The 17969-nt window shown below is 59.8% G+C and carries 15 protein-coding genes; 8 read left to right on the forward strand and 7 right to left on the reverse strand.

Annotation, left to right across the window (positions count from 1 at the left end; all coding sequences use genetic code 11):
• Positions 1 to 26 precede the first annotated feature (26 nt).
• The 4 genes from ACNKU7_RS17065 to ACNKU7_RS17080 all read left to right on the forward strand — a co-directional run bounded on the left by ACNKU7_RS17065 (position 27) and on the right by ACNKU7_RS17080 (position 2701).
• On the forward strand, positions 27 to 1031 hold the full coding sequence (locus ACNKU7_RS17065) for a DNA-directed RNA polymerase subunit alpha (protein ID WP_418298197.1): 1005 nt from the start codon (positions 27 to 29) through the stop codon (positions 1029 to 1031).
• Between the two features lie 123 nt (positions 1032 to 1154).
• A complete protein-coding gene (gene rplQ, locus ACNKU7_RS17070) occupies positions 1155 to 1547 on the forward strand; it encodes a 50S ribosomal protein L17 (protein WP_418298198.1) in 393 nt (130 codons plus the stop codon).
• A 108-nt stretch (positions 1548 to 1655) separates the two neighbouring features.
• Positions 1656 to 1910, forward strand: a complete 255-nt coding sequence (locus ACNKU7_RS17075) for a YeaC family protein (protein WP_418298199.1) — start codon at positions 1656 to 1658, stop codon at positions 1908 to 1910.
• 158 nt (positions 1911 to 2068) lie between these two features.
• Positions 2069 to 2701, forward strand: a complete 633-nt coding sequence (locus ACNKU7_RS17080; protein ID WP_418298200.1) for a hypothetical protein — start codon at positions 2069 to 2071, stop codon at positions 2699 to 2701.
• Positions 2702 to 2749: 48 nt separating this feature from the next.
• Here the strand turns inward: ACNKU7_RS17080 and ACNKU7_RS17085 are convergent, their stop codons facing one another.
• The 6 genes from ACNKU7_RS17085 to uvrA form a co-directional block, all read right to left on the reverse strand.
• Positions 2750 to 4192 carry a pectin acetylesterase-family hydrolase gene (locus ACNKU7_RS17085; protein ID WP_418298201.1) on the reverse strand — a complete coding sequence of 481 codons (1443 nt, stop codon included), beginning with the start codon at positions 4190 to 4192 and terminating at the stop codon, positions 2750 to 2752.
• Between the two features lie 386 nt (positions 4193 to 4578).
• Positions 4579 to 6618 carry a chitinase gene (locus ACNKU7_RS17090; protein ID WP_418298202.1) on the reverse strand — a complete coding sequence of 680 codons (2040 nt, stop codon included), beginning with the start codon at positions 6616 to 6618 and terminating at the stop codon, positions 4579 to 4581.
• A 199-nt stretch (positions 6619 to 6817) separates the two neighbouring features.
• Entirely contained in the window at positions 6818 to 7759 is a 942-nt protein-coding gene (locus ACNKU7_RS17095; protein WP_418298203.1) for a 5-oxoprolinase subunit C family protein, read from the reverse strand.
• Complete coding sequence (pxpB, locus tag ACNKU7_RS17100; RefSeq protein ID WP_418298204.1) at positions 7756 to 8529, reverse strand: 5-oxoprolinase subunit PxpB; 774 nt, start codon at positions 8527 to 8529, stop codon at positions 7756 to 7758. Before pxpB ends, ACNKU7_RS17095 begins: the two co-directional genes overlap by 4 nt.
• Positions 8526 to 9293 carry a 5-oxoprolinase subunit PxpA gene (pxpA, locus tag ACNKU7_RS17105; protein ID WP_418298205.1) on the reverse strand — a complete coding sequence of 256 codons (768 nt, stop codon included), beginning with the start codon at positions 9291 to 9293 and terminating at the stop codon, positions 8526 to 8528. Before pxpA ends, pxpB begins: the two co-directional genes overlap by 4 nt.
• A gap of 29 nt (positions 9294 to 9322) precedes the next feature.
• On the reverse strand, positions 9323 to 12151 hold the full coding sequence (gene uvrA, locus ACNKU7_RS17110; protein ID WP_418298206.1) for an excinuclease ABC subunit UvrA: 2829 nt from the start codon (positions 12149 to 12151) through the stop codon (positions 9323 to 9325).
• 113 nt (positions 12152 to 12264) lie between these two features.
• Between uvrA and ACNKU7_RS17115 the strand changes: the two genes are divergently transcribed.
• From ACNKU7_RS17115 to ACNKU7_RS17130, 4 genes are all read left to right on the forward strand, one after another.
• The gene (locus tag ACNKU7_RS17115; RefSeq protein ID WP_418298207.1) at positions 12265 to 13683 is read left to right on the forward strand and encodes a mannose-1-phosphate guanylyltransferase/mannose-6-phosphate isomerase; all 1419 of its coding nucleotides are present in this window, start codon (positions 12265 to 12267) and stop codon (positions 13681 to 13683) included.
• Between the two features lie 113 nt (positions 13684 to 13796).
• Positions 13797 to 14969 carry an MFS transporter gene (locus tag ACNKU7_RS17120; protein WP_418298208.1) on the forward strand — a complete coding sequence of 391 codons (1173 nt, stop codon included), beginning with the start codon at positions 13797 to 13799 and terminating at the stop codon, positions 14967 to 14969.
• A gap of 185 nt (positions 14970 to 15154) precedes the next feature.
• Entirely contained in the window at positions 15155 to 15745 is a 591-nt protein-coding gene (ssb, locus tag ACNKU7_RS17125) for a single-stranded DNA-binding protein (RefSeq protein WP_418298209.1), read from the forward strand.
• 15 nt (positions 15746 to 15760) lie between these two features.
• On the forward strand, positions 15761 to 16633 hold the full coding sequence (locus ACNKU7_RS17130) for a sugar nucleotide-binding protein (protein ID WP_418298210.1): 873 nt from the start codon (positions 15761 to 15763) through the stop codon (positions 16631 to 16633).
• Positions 16634 to 16703: 70 nt separating this feature from the next.
• Here the strand turns inward: ACNKU7_RS17130 and fabB are convergent, their stop codons facing one another.
• Positions 16704 to 17927: a beta-ketoacyl-ACP synthase I gene (gene fabB / locus ACNKU7_RS17135; RefSeq protein ID WP_418298211.1), complete on the reverse strand. Its 1224-nt coding sequence runs from the start codon at positions 17925 to 17927 to the stop codon at positions 16704 to 16706.
• Positions 17928 to 17969 lie beyond the last annotated feature (42 nt).

The following is a 17969-nucleotide window of genomic DNA, read 5'->3' on the forward strand; positions in this document are numbered from 1 at the left end:
AATAAAACTGTAATACAGGTATGGCTATGCAGACTGCTGTCAACGAGTTTTTGACACCTCGTCGTATTGACGTCACCGAGTACAACCAGAATCACGCTAAAGTGGTTCTGGAACCGCTGGAGCGTGGTTTCGGCCACACTCTCGGCAATGCACTGCGCCGCATCTTGCTGTCCTCCATGCCGGGCTGCGCCGTCACTGAAGTGGAAATCGACGGTGTTGAGCACGAGTACAGCGCGATTGAAGGTGTGCAGGAAGACGTAATCGAAATCCTGCTCAACCTGAAGGAAATTGCGGTGGTGATGCACGGCAAGGACCAGACAGTGCTGAGCCTGAGCAAGAAAGGCCCGGGTGCGGTAACGGCGGGTGACATTCAGGTGGATCACGACATCGAAATCGTGAACCCTGAGCATGTGATCGCCAACATCACTGGTGATGTTGAACTCAACCTGCGTCTGACCGTTGCGCGCGGCCGTGGCTACCAGCCCGCCGATGCCCGTCGTGATGACGAGGAAGAGACTCGGTCAATTGGTCGCCTGCAGCTGGACGCCTCTTTTGGCCCGGTTCGTCGTGTGTCCTACAGCGTGGAATCCGCGCGTGTAGAACAGCGTACTGACCTGGACAAGCTGGTTCTGGACCTGGAAACCAATGGTACCCTGGATCCGGAAGAAGCGATTCGTCGCGCCGCTACCATTCTGCAGCAGCAGCTTGCTGTGTTCGTAGATCTGGAAGGCGAGAAGGATGCCCAGCCTGAAGCGAAGGAAGAGGAAGTTGATCCGGTGCTGTTGCGTCCGGTAGACGACCTGGAACTGACCGTGCGTTCGGCGAACTGTCTGAAAGCAGAAAACATCTACTACATCGGCGACCTGATTCAGCGTACCGAAGTAGAGCTGCTGAAGACCCCGAACCTGGGTAAGAAGTCCCTGACTGAGATCAAGGACGTTCTGGCTTCCCGTGGTCTGTCCCTGGGTATGCGTCTTGAGAACTGGCCGCCGGCCAGCCTTAAAGGCGACAGCAAGCTGAGCTCCCTGTAAAGCGTTTGTGGTGCGGGCATTCGCCCGCCCAGTGTGAAGAAAACCCGAGTGGTGCCCGCTTCGGCAAACATCACTCACAAACGACTTGCTGTGAAAGCAATTAAAGTCGTGAGGAATTGAGTTATGCGTCATCGCTATAGTGGCCGTAAATTCAGTCGTACCAGCTCTCACCGTAAAGCCATGTTCAAGAACATGACCGCTTCTCTGGTAGAGCACGAACTGATCAAAACCACACTGCCGAAAGCCAAGGAGCTGCGTCGCGTCGCTGAGCCGCTGATCACCCTGGCTAAGAAAGACAGTGTTGCCAACCGTCGTCTGGCTTTTGCCCGTATCCGTGACAAGGATGCTGTGCGTAAGTTGTTCGATGAGCTGGGTCCCCGTTACGAAGCCCGCCCGGGCGGTTACATCCGCATTATGAAATGCGGTTTCCGTGCAGGCGACAAGGCTCCGATGGCTTACGTAGAGCTGGTGGATCGTCCGGTTGCGGACGAGACTGCTGAAGCTGCAGAAGCCTAAGACCTCGCGTTTTGGGAAGATCGGTGCCCTCGTGGCACTGAGCTAGGGAAAGCCGGTCATTGACCGGCTTTTCTGTTTTCCGGATTCTGGTTTTTAGCGGAATTGAATATGTTCCAATCTCTTGAAGACTTGCTGAAGCTCCTCAACCCTCAGGTCGTGGGCAGTCTCAAGCGCGCCATCGAGCTGGGAAAATGGCCGAATGGTGTTTCCCTTACTGATGAACAGAAGGCCCTTTGTGGGGAGGCCGTGGCTCACTGGGAGATGCGTCATACGGATCCGCAGTCGCGGGTGGGCTATGTGCCACCTAAGTCCACGCCCTGTGCCGACAAAGAAGAGCAGAAGGTGACCTGGGTAGACTCCTGATCGGTTGCTATCGGTTCCTTTGCCTGCTGAACCCGAAAGCCGGAATTGGGTCAACTGCCAGTGGGATGAAATAAGTGGCGGCGAATGCTTCTCGGCTAGTTCGCTCCGCGCATCGCGGTGGTTAGACTGCATCTCTGTCATTAATGTGCGGAGGTGCAATGCGTCATAGAATTCTTCTGGCCTCTGCGGTTTGCATTGCCGCCAGTGTCGCCGTGATCCGTTATCTCCCCTCTCATCTCGCGATACCCAATACCGTGTCTGCGAGTGATTTGCCTGCAAGACAAGGCCAGCACGGGGATACGTCTGTCCCGTCCGGTAGCGATATGGGGCAGTCCCTGAGCGCAGTGATGTCACACCCCAATGTTAAGCGCTACCTTGCGCGGGAAGCCCGCAAGGAAGCGCTGCGGGATTACTTTGAGAGTGTCTCTGGGAACCAGGATAAAGCCCCAGTCTGGCAATTGATCGACGAAATCGAGCGCGATGGCGGGATACTCGCCTACGAAGGGCTGGCACTGAAGCTCGCCTGGCTGGAGCGGCACAGCGAAAGCACGGAAGCGTTTGCCAAGGCGTCTGAAGAGGTGCTGGGGGAGTATCGTGCGCGGGCGGAAAAAAGCACCGGTGAATATGACCCCTATAAAGAATTGCCGGGCTTCGCTCACTACAAGGCGCGTGAAAGGCAGATCGTTGCGGAGGTCGCCGGGATGGAGGCGTTTCCAGGTGGGGTCAGCCGGCAGCAGTATTTGCGGCAGCGGTTGCAGGAAGCGAGAGAGGAGGCTTTTGCCGGGGAGTGAGCGCACTAGCCCCAAAAAAGGGGCTAGTGCAAAAGGCGTCGTGCGGCGCTATAGAAGGCCGCCTACCAGGTCGTAAAACCAGTTGTGGTTGTTTTCAAAGTCGGACACCTCGTCGCTTTCATAAGCGCGCAGGGGTGGGCCGCCGCGGTAGTTCACCACGTTGTTGAGGAAATCCCTCAGCACCAGTCCATGTTCTGCAATTTCCCCGTATTCAAGATCAAGAATCGTGGTGCAGTGGCTTTCATTGAAGTCCCTGTACATGGGGAAGTAGTAACTCCAGTTATGGGTTTCATCCAGCAGTGGTATCAGGTTATTTCTGGTGTCCTGTTGCCACTTCGTGCGCAGCTTGTTTAACCGTGATTCTGCATCGGGGTCGGTGTAAATATCGGGATGGAAGCGCTCGTAGGAATATGAAGAAAAATTGCCGTCTGCAAGAAAATGGGTCATCCCCAGGCGATCATTGGGGAATTTTTGCGAGAGTCCCTGGTAAAGACTGGCAAGCTCATTGCGGTTAAATCCCGGGGTGATGCTGGCGAGCAGGTTGATGGGGTTTTCCGCGGTGTTGTTGCCTGCGGTGAACGAGGTCCAAACGTTCAGAACCTCATTGTGCAGTGGTATAGATGGGTAAGCGTCGAGATCGGAGCTGTTTAATGGCGCTTTGTACAAAGGACCTGAATCGTCAATGAGATAGCCGTATTCAACGTCCATATCCTGGCGAAGTTTGGAGTAATTCAGCAGGGCGCCGATACTTCCTGCGCTACAGCCCGCGGCGACCATTTGCCGTGGTTTCTGCAGATTGTTTTTGACCCAGGAAACGACCGCCTGCACATTGCGCAAGCCGTTGTGGTGCCAGATCAGTTGCTGCGAAGAGTCATCCGGATTTGTGTAAATTTCCGTTTTATCTCCGACATAGATATCGCCGGTGCAATAGGGAACATATACCAGGTTCCACTCTCCAGTTTTGAACTGGTTGTAGGGGTGGTGGGTATAGATCAGCGGGGACACCGCGGCGGTTGCCAGGTTGGACGAATTCTGGAAATCCAGCAGGTTAATGTTCTGTACGTAATTTTCCGGAATGCCATTCGGGTTTCGCGCGCCGCGGATACCCGCCTGCCCTGAGCAGCTGGCATAGTCCCAGCAGGCACCACCGCCCTCGAAGTAAAAGAGGGTGTTGCGGGTATCCGGAACCCGGTACACAAAAAATTTGTAAGGGGAGCCGTTGCCGCACATGGCGCCGCTGCTGATTGGTACATCCACTTTTTGCCAGTTGTCGTAATCGGCCGGATCGAAGTCGTCGTTAAATGCCGGGTCATCGAGGGTTAGCGGGTACATCCCCGCTGCCTGGTCGGCGCTTACCGGGTTGTTGGCTGAAGGAGGTGATATCAGGTTGCCGAGGGTTGCCCAAAAGCCATAGTCACCCGGCTCGGCGAGTGTGCTGCTACTCGCAGAAAAAATCATCGCTAAGGAAATAAAGCGGATACTTCTTATCATTGTTGAATCCCCTGTATCCAGAGTTGGAAATAACAGAGCGAAGCCACTGCCGTACTGCGGGGATACGAAAACTGCACTGATGCCCATGGCGGCGAAAACTGCGGGCTTACGCCCTTCGTCTTATTAATGCGCCCTGAAGATTAGTTGTTGCCGAATTGTCGGTCTACTCAAAACACTGCTAAAACCGCATGGTCAACATAGGCGTACCAGTCAGGTTTTTTGAGTGAGCCTTTGGCGGGAAAAATGCCGGGAAAAGGTGCGTGACTTCTCAAGCTCGCGGCTAATAGGGAATACAAAGCAAGGAATACAGAGCAGGGAATAGAGAATAAAAAAATGGCCGGAAACATCCGGCCATTTTTTCGATACGCTTTTGCCTGAGCGCGGGGTCAGCGGGAGTAATCGATATTCACATCGAAGAAATGATCCACACAGCGTACATAGTCGCCCTCAATGAAAGCTGAGAAACGGGTCTGGTAACCCACCAGTTTGCACGCGTAGCTTTGTCCGTTAGGGTATTGGGGATCCCAACTCCAGTCCTGTTCCCAATAGATGTCCATCGCACCGGCACCGCCCACGGCGAAGCGATCCATGCCGGCGCAACCAAGCACTTCACTACTTTCGATCGGTACCGCGAGGTGGTCGGCGAAATTGCGATAGTAGTCGATGCGGTTTTGGGACTGTGCGTGTTCGTTAGTACCGCCGCATTCGATACCACCATTGATGATCATTGTGGTTACCCCGAAGCCCGGAACCAGGCCGCTGGCGAGATCCTGCCCGTTGGGCTGCCAGGTCCCGTCAATCACGTGCAGCATGCTCGGTTTGGGTGGCTGTGGATAAACAAAGAAGAACACCGCGCTGGCCAGGTTGAGCCAGGTGTCGGCAACCAGCTCAGGCTGCTCCAGCAGCACGCTGACGTCGCCGAACATGGCGGCTGAGAACGGGCCGTAGTTGTAGTTATAACTCAGCTGCTTGGCACCGCGGCCGAAATAACTCTTGTAGCTGCCATCGGCAAATGTCGCACAGGGCCACTGTTGCGCCTGCCAGGTGGATGGATCGCAAATGCCGTAGCCATTGGGCATGGTTTCGCTCCAGCCCTGCTCACGAATGAAGTACAGCCCCTGGCGCCACTCCGGCTGCTCCCAGTGCGCCGTGTGGCCGCCAGTCTCTTGGGTGAAGTGGGCAAACATGGTGGCGAGGGATTTACGGCAGATCGCTTCGGCATCGCGGCCGTCATTGTAGTCACCGCAGAACGCCGGGAATTTTGCAACGGCGCGCAGGAAGTTGGTGTAGGAGTATTGTGCGGCGCGCACCGGGAACAGGTATTCCCAGTCCGAATCGCTGACCAGTGATTCCACCCGCAGTACGTTGCTCGGGTTTTGTGTGCGCCCTGGTACCACGGCTTCCACGGCGTCATTGTCGAGGGTGGCGATCGAAGCTTTGACCTGGGCGAAGAGTTCGCTGGAGGTAAGCTCCGCTTCCCGCGCCTGGAGCGCACTCAGTGGCAGTGTGAAGCCGCCGCCACCGCACTGCTGGTTGATCGCGACGGTGGCGGTATCGGATAGCTCGCCATCGGTGACGCGCAACTCGAAGGAATATGTGGTATCAGCAGCCGCATCTGGCAGATCAACCGCGGTTTGCAGGTTGTTGGGTGTGGCGATGGCCGCCTGTGGGCCGCTCAGCTGTCGCCACTGGGCGCTGAGGATGTCGCCGTCAGGGTCGCTGGAGTTGGCGCCACTCAGGGTGACATTGGCTGGGCAGCCGACATTCGCCTGCGAACTGGTGGCGGCTGCCAGCGGGGCCTGATTGCCGCCGGTGGCTGCTGCGCGCTGCAATACCGTCACGGTCGTCTGCGAGGAAAGTGCAGAGTCCGCCACGGTCAGCCGGAACTGATAGGTGGTATCGACGCTGACGGAAGGTAAATCCACTTGTGTCGTTGAGGCATCGGGCGCCTGGATAGCGGCCAGGGGCGAGGTGGGCGCAATTTGTGTCCAGGCGTAAGAAAGGGCGTCTCCATCGGGGTCGGATGACAGGCTGCCGTCCAGAGCGATGGCGCCGGCACCAATGAGTTCAGCGGGGGTGGCGCTGGCCTCGGCGACTGGGGCCAGGTTTCCACCGGCCGACTGGCAGGCGCCAGGGTTGTCGAGCACCCAGGGGCTCTGCCAGCTGTTGGTGGCACCATAGACGACCTCTGGGGAGTCACCGGCACCGGCCCACCACTGGGCCCGGAACAGATCCTGCTGGTAGCAGACCTTGCTGCCGCCCGGATAGCTGCGGCTGGCGTCATACTCCTCGGCGGGCAGTGCCGCCTGCGCAAGACCGGCGTACAGGCCTAGAAACGGCACCAGGGTTGCGCCGAGTCTGCAGGTGGTTTTTGACCGGGTGAAGTTGCGGCAGATGGCTGGCGGGGGCGTGAAAGTATCGCGCATGGGGTCTCCAGATTATTGTTATTGGTTGAGGTGGATCATCGCTGTGGACAAGACTTCTGACAGCGTTGTCATTTGTGTGGCCGGAACTTAGCCAATAGCGGGGTGCACTGGAAGGGGAAGGCGCGCCAGTCGGACAAAGTCGGGTGTGATTCTCGCCCGCAAGATGAACCAGTCGACTTTTACGGCGGTTGGAGAGTGTCTAGGTACGCGTGAGCTCGTCTGGGAGCGCACTCAGCAGATGCGCCTTATCGCGGAGTATTCTGTGGGCCTGCGTCAGGGAAACCGTCTCAAAGTCGATTCTGTCGCGGGCCTGGAGCTGTCCCAGCAAGTGCAGATCCGCGCTGATGACATGGGCGATACGCGGATACCCGCCGATGGTCTGACCTTCCACGAAGCTGATAATTGGCTGGCCACCGGGTGGAACCTGTACGGTGCCGGGGCACAGCCCGGAGGAGATCATCTGCGGCAGGTCACTGGTTTCCAGTGGGGTACCTTCGAGGCGAATCCCCATGCGGTTGCTCTGGGGGGAAACCGCATAGTGTCCATCGTTAAATGCATCCAGCGCCGCCTGCGGAAAGAGGTGCGATTCGGCACCGGCAAGCACGCGCAGCAATGGTCGGCCGGAGTAGCGCAGGCGATACCGATCCGGTAGCGCCCGTTCCGGCACGCGGCGGCAATCGCGCAGGTGAAGAGTGTTGCCAGCGCCGACCGCACGGCCATCCAGGCCGCCAAAGGCAGACTGCAAATGCGTGGCCTGGCTGTGAAACACTTCCGGGAGTTCGAATTCGGCACTCAGCGCGAGGTATGCCCGGCAGCCATTTAACCGTTTGCCGAAACTCAACTGGTCTCCCGGGGCGATGGCTATTACCCGGTCGTTTTCCACTTTGGTGCCATTCAGTTCCAGCTCGAAGTGAGCGCCACAAATGGCAATGCAAAGTGATGCCGAAAACTCGATCACCGGTCCGCTCAAGGTAACTTCAAGGCAGGGCTGAGTGGGCACATTGCCGAGCAGCAGGTTAGCCAGTGCCATCGCAAAGGGGTCTGCTGCCCCGCCCGGAGGTACGCCCCAGCGCAACATCCCGGGGCGCCCCCCATCCTGGATACTGGTCTGCAGGCCCGGACTGATAAAGTGCAGGCTCATCGTGCATGCTCCGCGGTACCCGACTGCGAAATCGCCCCGGCTTCCGGGGTGGCCAGGGGATTCCAGTCGGCAAACGCCTGCGGGGATATGGGGACGAATTCAATGCGATCCAGGGGCCGCGCGATAAAAGGCTCTGCGTCGCCGGGCCGAAACAGGCACAGGGGAGTGCGGCCGATTATCTGCCAGCCACCGGGTGTGGCCTGTGGATAAATGCCGGTCTGGCTGCCGCCGATACCCACGGAACCGGCCGGCACCTGCAGTGCAGGCCGGCCTTTGCGGGGGGTGTGCAAGCGCGCGTCGAGGCCCCCCAGGTACAGGAAGCCGGGGGTAAACCCCAGCATGTGAACCAAATAGTGCGGCCTGGTGTGGCGGGCGATGACCTCGTTTGCAGTCAGCCCGGTATGCGCACACAGCGCGTCCATGTCGGGGGCAAACTCGCGCTCGTAACAGACCGGGATACGGATCAGGCGGCGTTCGCCGGCAACACGGGCGGGGTGTGAAAGGTTGTTGTCGATCAGCGCACTCAGGCGTTGCTTCAACGAGGAGATGGTCTCCGTATCGCGGGGCGCGACCGGCAGGCGCAGCGGGTCGTAGCACACGGTAAGGCATTGGTAGGCCGGAATCAGCTCGCGCACTTCCGGCAGCCTCGCGGCTTCGATGGCATCGGCGAGGGCGATAATCCGCTCACTGAGCGCTTCGCTGGGGGCCGCACCGAAGCGTATATCCAGAGCAGAATCGCCGTTTTGCAGCACCGAGTAATCGAGGTTCATCGCTTGATCTCGTAGCCGGCGCGCGACAGTGCCGCGGCAAGGTCGCGGGCAATTTTTTCCGCGTCGGTATTGTCACCGTGCAGGCAGATACTGTCGGCGGTAATTTGCAGTGGATCGCCATGGATGGACGGAAAGGGCGTACCGGCGCAGAGACTGATGACCTGTTGCAGGCAGGCGTCGAACGAGTTGATCACAGCGCCTGGCATATTACGTGGAGCCAGTTGATGTGCGCTCAGGTAGCGGCGATCCATGAACCCCTCGCGGATGACGGGCTGACCGATTTTTCTGGCAGCGCGCTCCATGGCGCCATTGGCGAGGCCGAGGATGCGGAGTTCTGGAAACTCGCGGGCAAACAGCCCGACAATTTTTTCCGCGAGCGCGTCGTCGGCTTCGGCATCGTTGTACAGGGCGCCGTGCAGTTTTACATGATCGAGCGCGAGGGTTCGGGCGTCGGCGATATGTTTCAGGCTGTGCACCTGCTCGCACAGTGACTGCAGCAACTGGTCGGTTTCCAGCGACATGGAAGCGCGACCGAAGTGCTCGCGATCCGGGTAAGACGGGTGTGCGCCAATGGCCAGGTTATGCAGTGCCGCATTTTCCAGTGACAGCGCCATGGTGGTGGCGCTGCCAGCGTGTCCCCCGCAGGCGATATTGCAGCGGGAGATGAATGGCATCAGGCGCGCGTCCCGCTGGCAGTCTGCACGCGTGCGGCCTTCGCCAAGGTCGCAATTGATATCCACAGAGTGCATCGCGGTTTTCGTCATTTCGTCATTCCGTTGACTTGCCCTGGCGGTTACTTGAGCTTGAGCATCGGCTTCAGGAAGCGCCCGGTGTGGGAGCCTTTTACCCTGGCCACTTGCTCCGGCGTGCCGGTGGCAATGATCTGGCCACCGCCGGAACCGCCTTCCGGGCCGAGATCCACGATCCAGTCTGCGGTTTTGATGACATCCAGGTTGTGCTCGATCACCACAATGGTATTGCCGTGGTCGCGCAGGCGGTGCAGTACGTCCAGCAACAGCTGGATGTCGGCAAAGTGCAGGCCGGTGGTGGGCTCGTCGAGAATGTAGAGTGTCTTGCCGGTGTCGCGCTTGGACAGCTCCCGCGACAGTTTCACCCGCTGGGCTTCACCGCCGGACAGGGTGGTGGCGGCCTGGCCGAGCTTGATGTACGACAGGCCGACATCGATCAGCGTCTGCAGCTTTTTCGCAATCGCCGGCACCGGGTCAAAGAATTCCCGCGCGTCTTCCACGGTCATTTCCAGCACTTCGTGGATGCTCTTGCCCTTGTACTGCACCTCAAGGGTTTCCCGGTTGTAGCGTTTGCCTTTGCAGGTGTCGCAGGGCACGTAGATATCGGGCAGGAAGTGCATTTCCACCTTGATCACGCCATCGCCCTGGCAGGCCTCACAGCGCCCGCCCTTGACGTTGAAGCTGAAACGGCCGGGCTTGTAGCCGCGGGAACGCGCTTCCTGGGTGCCGGCAAACAGATCCCGGATCGGGGTGAAAATGCCGGTATAGGTGGCGGGGTTGGAGCGCGGGGTGCGGCCGATCGGGCTCTGGTCGATGTCCACGCATTTGTCGAAGTGATCCAGCCCCTTGATCGCCTTGTGCGGCGATGCCTTCAGGGTAGTGGCCTTGTTGAGCGCGGTGGCGGCGAGCGGGTACAGGGTGGTGTTGATCAGGGTGGACTTGCCGGATCCGGATACGCCGGTCACACAGGTGAACAGCCCCACTGGGATTTCCAGGTCTACATTCTGCAGGTTGTTGCCGGTGGCCCCCTCGATGCGCAGTACCTCGTCAGTCGCGGGATGGCGGGTTTCCGGTACCTTGATCTGTTTGACACCGGACAGGTACTGGCCGGTAAGCGAGCGCTCGCAAGCCGCTACCTGCTCATGGGTGCCTGCCGCCACCACTTCGCCGCCGTGAACCCCGGCTCCGGGGCCGATATCGATCAGGAAGTCGGCCGCGCGAATGGCATCCTCGTCGTGCTCCACCACGATCACGGTGTTGCCGATATCCCGCAGGTGGGTGAGGGTATTCAGCAGGCGCTCGTTGTCCCGCTGGTGCAGGCCGATGGACGGCTCGTCGAGAATGTACATCACGCCTACCAGGCCGGCGCCGATCTGGCTGGCCAGGCGGATACGCTGGGCCTCGCCGCCGGAGAGGGTCTCGGCGCTGCGGTTCAGGGTCAGGTAATTGAGGCCCACATCCACCAGGAAGCGGAACCGGTCGCGCAGCTCCTTCAGGATCTTGTCGGCGATTTCTTTCTGCGCGCCCTTGAACTTGAGCCGGTTGGCGAAGTAGTCGAACGCATCGCCCACGGGCAGTTCGGTGATCTGGGCCAGGGTGCGGTCGTCGACGAACACATGGCGGGCTTCCCGGCGCAGGCGCGTGCCGTGACAATCCGGGCACTTCTGGGTGCTCAGGTACTTGGCCAGTTCCTCGCGCACGGACTGGGATTCGGTGTCCCGGTAGCGGCGTTGGAAGTTGGGGATGATGCCCTCGAAGGTGTGGCGGCGGATGGTGACATCGCCGCGGTCATTCACATAGCTGAAGTCGATGGCGGTGTCGCCACTGCCGTGCAGGATGGCTTCGCGGTCGCGTTTGCGCAGCTTCTGCCAGGGCTTGTCGAGGTCAAAGTCGTAGTGCTCCGCCAGCGAGGTGAGCATGTGGTAGTAGTAGATGTTGCGCCGGTCCCAGCCGCGGATGGCGCCTTCGGAAATACTGCTCTCCGGGTCGAGGATGACCTTGTCCTCGTCGAAGAACTGCTTTACCCCGAGGCCGTCACAGCCCGGGCAGGCGCCGGCCGGGTTGTTGAATGAGAACAGGCGCGGTTCCAGTTCGTCCAGTGAGTAATCACAGACCGGGCAGGCGTGGCGGGCGGAGAACAGCCGCTCGTCCTGATCGCCATCCATGAAGCTGATGGAGGCGATGCCGTCGGTGAGGTTGATTGCGGTCTCGAAGGATTCCGCCAGCCGCAACTGCAGGTCGTCGCGCACCTTGAAGCGGTCGACTACGACTTCGATGGTATGTTTCTTGCGTTTGTCGAGCTTGGGGGTGTCATCCAGGTCGCACACCAGGCCATCGATGCGCGCGCGCACGAAACCATCGCGGCGCAGTTGCTCGAACACATGCAGGTGTTCGCCTTTGCGGTCGCGAATCACCGGTGCCAGCAGCATGACCTTGGTGCCTTCCGGCAGCGCCAGTACCTGATCCACCATCTGGCTGATGGTCTGGGCCTGCAGTGGTTCATTGTGGTCGGGGCAGCGGGGCTCGCCTACACGGGCAAACAGCAGGCGCAGGTAGTCGTAGATTTCAGTAATGGTGCCGACGGTGGAGCGCGGGTTGTGGGATGTGGACTTCTGTTCGATGGAAATGGCCGGCGACAGTCCCTCCACGTGATCCACGTCGGGTTTTTCCATCATCGACAGGAACTGGCGCGCGTAGGTGGACAGCGACTCCACATAGCGGCGCTGCCCCTCGGCATACAGGGTGTCAAAGGCGAGTGAGGACTTACCAGAGCCGGAGAGCCCGGTGATCACGATAAGTTTGTCGCGGGGAATATCCAGATCGATATTCTTCAGATTGTGGGTGCGAGCACCCCGTACGTAAATCGTGTCCACACTCTATCCTGTGTTGTCGCTGGATTCTCCGGTATTGAACCGGGCGGCAGAAAACGGTCAAGTATAATCCGGCGCTTGAGTGTGCCAAAATCTCTGCCTGTCAATAATCGAGTATGGATACGGAAATTATGATTCCTGTGATTCTCTGTGGCGGCACCGGGTCGCGCCTGTGGCCGCTGTCCCGCGAGGCTTACCCGAAGCAGTTCCTGACCCTGGCGGGCAGCAATACCATGCTGCAGGCCACGGCTTTGCGCCTTAACGGCCTCGAGAATGTCGAGGCGCCGATACTGGTCTGTAACGAGAATCATCGCTTTGCCGCCGCTGAGCAGCTGCAGGAGATCAATCGCGCTGCACAAGCCATATTACTGGAACCCTGCGCGCGCAACACCGCTCCGGCTATCGCCCTGGCGGCACTGGCAGCAGTCGAGTCCGGTGAAGACCCGCTGTTGCTGGTGCTGCCCGCGGATCACGTCGTGGCGGATACGGCGGCGTTCCAGGCCGCTGTTGCCGCCGCCCGCCCGCTCGCCGAAGATGGAAACCTGGTGACATTCGGGATAGTGCCGACCTGCGCGGAAACCGGTTACGGCTATATCCGCAGTGGCGATGCGGTTGATGGTGGCTGGAAGGTGGCAGAATTCGTGGAAAAGCCGGACCTGGCCACAGCGGAGCGCTACCTTGCCAGCGGGGAGTACAACTGGAACAGCGGGATGTTCCTGTTTCGGGCCTCCCGTTACCTGGAGGAGTTGGGGCATCACCATCCGGCGATGCTCGAGGCCTGTCGCGCTGCTTTTGCCGGTGCTGCCCGGGATCTGGACTTTACCCGTATCGACGCTGATGCCTTTGCGCGCTGTCCGTCCGACTCCGTTGACTATGCCGTAATGGAAAAAACCGAGTCGGCCGCCGTGGTGCCGATGCAGGCGGGCTGGAGTGATGTCGGCTCCTGGTCTGCGCTGTGGGAGCTGGCCGAGCGGGATGAGAACGACAACCTGCTGCGGGGGGATGTGATCGCCGAGGGGGCCTCCGGCTGCCTGGTACATGGTGGCGAGCGTCTCGTGGGTATTCTCGGGGTGCAGGATCTGGTGGTGGTCGATACCGATGACGCGCTGATGGTAGCTCACAAGGATCGCGTGCAGGAGGTGAAAACCATTGTGCAGCGCCTGAAGCAGGACGCGCGCAGTGAGGCGGAATGCCACCGCAAAGTCTATCGCCCCTGGGGTTACTACGACTCCATTGACGCCGGCCCGCGCTTCCAGGTCAAGCGCATCGTGGTGAAGCCTGGCTGCCAGCTTTCCCTGCAGATGCACCATCACCGCGCTGAGCACTGGATTGTGGTGCGCGGCACCGCGATGGTGACCCGCGGGGATGACAGGCTGCTGCTGACCGAAAACGAGTCCACCTATATTCCTCTGGGCGTTGTGCACCGCCTTGAAAATCCCGGCGCAATCCCGCTGGAACTGATCGAAGTGCAGTCCGGCAGTTACCTGGGCGAGGACGATATCGTCCGTATCGAGGATCAATACGGGCGCAATTGATCCTGCAATCAAGATAGTTTCACGCTATATGTTTATTAGGCGGCAGGGGATCAATCTCTGCCGCCGCGGCTGCTACAATGCGCGCCCTGTTTTGCCGTGTCCGGAACCTGTTGATGAATCCCACTGAACGCCGCGCGCTAGCCGGTCTCGCCTCCCTCTACGTTTTCCGCATGCTGGGCCTGTTTATGGTACTGCCGGTGCTGTCCCTGTATGGGGCGGACTATCGAGGCAGCACCCCGGCCCTGCTGGGGCTGGCGCTGGGCGCCTACGGACTGAGCCAGGCCATCCTGCAGATACCTTTGGGGATGCTGAGTGACCGCTGGGGCCGAAAGCCGGTGATTTTCGCCGGTTTGCTCGTGTTTGCGCTAGGCAGTGTCGTGGCCGCACTAACCGACTCGGTCTATGGGCTGATCGCCGGGCGCATCTTGCAGGGGGCGGGCGCTATCGCGGCGGCGACCATGGCGCTGGCGGCTGACCTGACCCGGGATGAAAACCGGGGCAAGGCCATGGCTGTGATTGGCGCTTCCATAGGTGTGGCCTTTGTTCTGGCGGTGGTACTGGGGCCATTGCTTGCCGGCGTTGGCGGGCTGCCAGCGATATTCTGGCTGACGGCGCTGTTGGCACTGCTGGGGATGCTTCTCGTCTGGAAGCTGGTGCCCAATCCCGACCGGGCAGAGCGCCGGGCGCCGCAGCCGGGCGACTTCCGCAAGCTTCTGGGGCAGGCGCCTGTATGGCGGCTCGTGGGCGGGGTCTTTTCCCTGCACCTGTTGCTGACCATGATGTTCGTACCACTGCCACTGCTGCTGGTGGATGAACTGGCACTCCCCAGTGAGCAGCACTGGAAGCTCTACGCGCCCCTGATGCTGGGTGCTTTTGTCGTTATGCTGCCGTTGATGCGGATGGCGGAAACACGCGGCAAGGTGCCCGCAGCCATGCGGCTGGCCCTGCTGGGGCTTATTTTTGGCGGTGTAGCGTTGATGCCCCAGGTGCACGGAGCCTGGATCGTTGTTTCTCTGGGGGTGTTTTTCCTCGCCTTCAACTTGCTCGAGGCCCTGCTGCCGGCACAGTTGACCCGTGTGGCGCCGGCGGAGTGCCGCGGCGCGGCGACGGGGCTCTACGCGACTTTCCAGTTCCTGGGCGCTTTCGTTGGTGGCAGCCTTGGCGGTGTGGTCTTTGGTCACGGTGGTGCCGGCGCTGTGGCAACCCTGGCGCTGGGGGTCTTGCTGATCTGGTCTCTGGGGTGGTGGCAGATGCGCGGCACCCGGGCGCCAGCGGTCAGTAGTTGAGCAAATTGAATATTCGATCTACCGAACGGAGGCCAGTGACGCCTCCGGGGCGAGTGTTGTATCCTGCTGGATAAAAATACACTGTTGGAAGTATGCACGGGCCTGTGGCGCTGGCACTTCCAGATACCGTAATTGATTTTGTAATTTCACTGTGTCGTTTACCGGCACATCGATAGGAGAGGCATATGGCCAGGGGCGTTAACAAAGTAATTCTGATTGGTAATCTGGGCGGTGACCCGGAAACCCGCTATTTGCCCAGTGGCGGTGCCGTCACCAATGTGACCCTGGCGACGTCCGAGACCTGGAAGGACAAGCAGACCGGCCAGCAACAGGAGCGTACCGAGTGGCACCGTGTAGTATTTTTCAATCGCCTGGCAGAAATTGCCGGTGAATACCTGCGCAAAGGCAGCAAGGTATACCTGGAAGGCTCCCTGCGCACCCGCAAGTGGCAGGACAAGCAGTCTGGCCAGGATCGCTACACTACTGAAATCGTAGCCAGCGAAATGCAAATGCTGGACGGTCGCGGAGAGCAGGGCGGCGGTGGCTACCCGCAGGGTGGCCAGGGCGGATACGGCCAGCAGCAGGGCGGTGGCCAGGGCGGTTACAACCAGGGCTATCAGGACGAATACGCCCAGGGGCGCTCAGCACCTTCGCCCATGGCGCCTTCCCAGCCGCAGGGGCAGCAGAACAACCCTATGGGTAACCAGAATCAGAGCCAGAACCAGCCGCCTGCCGGTGGTTTTGATAACAGCTTCGACGACGACATCCCCTTCTAAGGCACAGGGTCGCGCATGCCCATGCTCCATACCGGCTATCAGCCGGACACCGTTGCGCTGATCGGGGCCGGTAATGCCATCGACAGCGCGCTGCAAAAAGGGCTCCAGCGGGTCGGCTTTCGGGTGCAATTGCTCGCGGAGGACCAACTGGGCGAACTGCGCCATGGCACGCTGGTCGTCAATGCCGCCGCTTGCGGCGGCAGCGCCAACAGGGAGCGGGCAGAGGCCATTTGCCGTGCCTTGCCGGCCCTTCCATATAGTGCCCTGTTACACCTGTCTTCATACTGCGTGTTTGCCGGTGGCACTGCGCGCAAGAAAATTGACGAAGATGAGCCGCCGGCACCGGTATCCGATAGCGGCAGGCGCTGGCAGGCCTGCGAAGAGGCGCTGGCTGGCGCCGAGAATGTCAGTATTCTGCGGCTCGGCTGGCTGGTGGATCGCAGTGATAAAGCGCTCCTTGGCCGGATCATTCGGGCCATGCTGGCTGGAAGGCCGGTGTCGCTGGATGAGGCGTGTCGCGGTAACCCGGTTACCGTGTCCGATTTGGTGCGTGTGGTTACCGCCATTGTCCAGCAGCTGGCCAGTGGGGCGCCCCGCCGTGGCATTTATCACTATGGTTCTGCGGATACCTGTACGGCGATGGAGTTCGGCCGTGAGGTGCTGGATCGGGTGAAGTCGCTCTATGGCGAGGATTTTTCCGCGGAGCTGGTGCCCCTGGAGATTGAGACCGGTACCGGGGAGAATGCGCAGGCCGCGGCGAGTCGTTCGGTAGTGCTCAGTTGCCTGAAGCTGCGGGATGTGTTCGGAATTCAGCAGCGCAGCTGGCGCCAGGGACTGACCCGCCAGGTTGAGCTGTGGTTGGAGCGGCTTCAGAAAGCGGATGACTGACAAGTTCAGGTAAACAAAAAAGGGCGAACCCGTGAGGGTTCGCCCTTTTTTGTTTTTAGCGTGGCTGATCTCAGATTTTGTCGAAGATCAGGCTCGCATTGGTACCGCCAAAGCCGAAGCTGTTGGAGAGCGCGCGGCGGACTTCCGTCTCGCGCAGTTCGGTCACCAGGTCGAGCCCTTCTGCCGCTTCGTCGATGGTTTCCACATTGGCAGATGCTGCGATAAAGCCGTTCTGCATCATCAGCAGGGTGTAGATGGCTTCCTGTACGCCAGCGGCGCCCAATGAGTGGCCGGTGAGGGATTTGGTCGACGCAAACGCCGGAACCTCATTCCCGAAAACCTCTTTCATTGCGCGCAGCTCAGCGACGTCGCCAACCGGTGTGGAAGTGCCGTGGGTGTTGATATAGTCCACGCTGCCTTCCAGTCCGCGGCCATCCATGCCCGCCAGAGCCTGTTGCATGCAGCGCGCAGCGCCTTCACCGCTCGGTGCTACCATGTCGTAGCCATCGGAGGTCGCGCCGTAACCGACCAGCTCGGCAATGATGTTGGCTCCGCGGGCTTTCGCGTGCTCATACTCTTCCAGCACTACACAGCCGCCGCCACCGGCGATGACAAATCCATCGCGGTTGGCATCGTATGGGCGGGATGCTTTGGTTGGTGTGTCGTTGTACTTGGAGGACAGGGCTCCCATCGCGTCGAACAAATGGGTGAGGCTCCAGGCCAGCTCTTCACCGCCACCGGCAAAAACGATGTCCTGCTTACCCATCTGAATCAATTCGGCACCGTTGCCGATGCAGTGGGCGGAAGTAGCGCAGGCGGACGAAATGGAATAGTTCACGCCCTTGATCTTGAACGGCGTCGCCAGGCAGGCGGACACCGTGCTGCCCATTACCTGGGGAACGCGGTAGGCTCCCACGCGGCGCACGCCCTTGGTTTTGAGGATCTCCGCGGATTCGATGATCGCAGCAGTTGAGGTGCCACCAGAACCCATGACCAGTCCGGTACGCGGGTTGGAAACGTCGCTCTCTTCAAGGCCTGCCATGGCGATGGCCTCGGCCATGGAAATGTAGGCATAGGCAGCAGAGTCGCCCATAAAGCGCAGGTGTTTGCGGTCGATATGCTCTTTGAAATCGATATCGACCACGCCCGCCACATGGCTGCGCAGCCCCAGCTCTGCGTATTCATCCATGTAGCGGATGCCGCTGCGGCCGGCTTTCAGGGAGGCCAGCACTTCCTGGGTGTTGGTACCTATACAGGAAGTGATGCCCATTCCGGTAATGACTACCCGGCGCATAGTGATCTCCAGTAAAACTTGTCTAGTAAATCGTTATTGTTG

The organism is Microbulbifer weihaiensis, from assembly GCF_048323715.1.
Lineage (GTDB): Bacteria > Pseudomonadota > Gammaproteobacteria > Pseudomonadales > Cellvibrionaceae > Microbulbifer.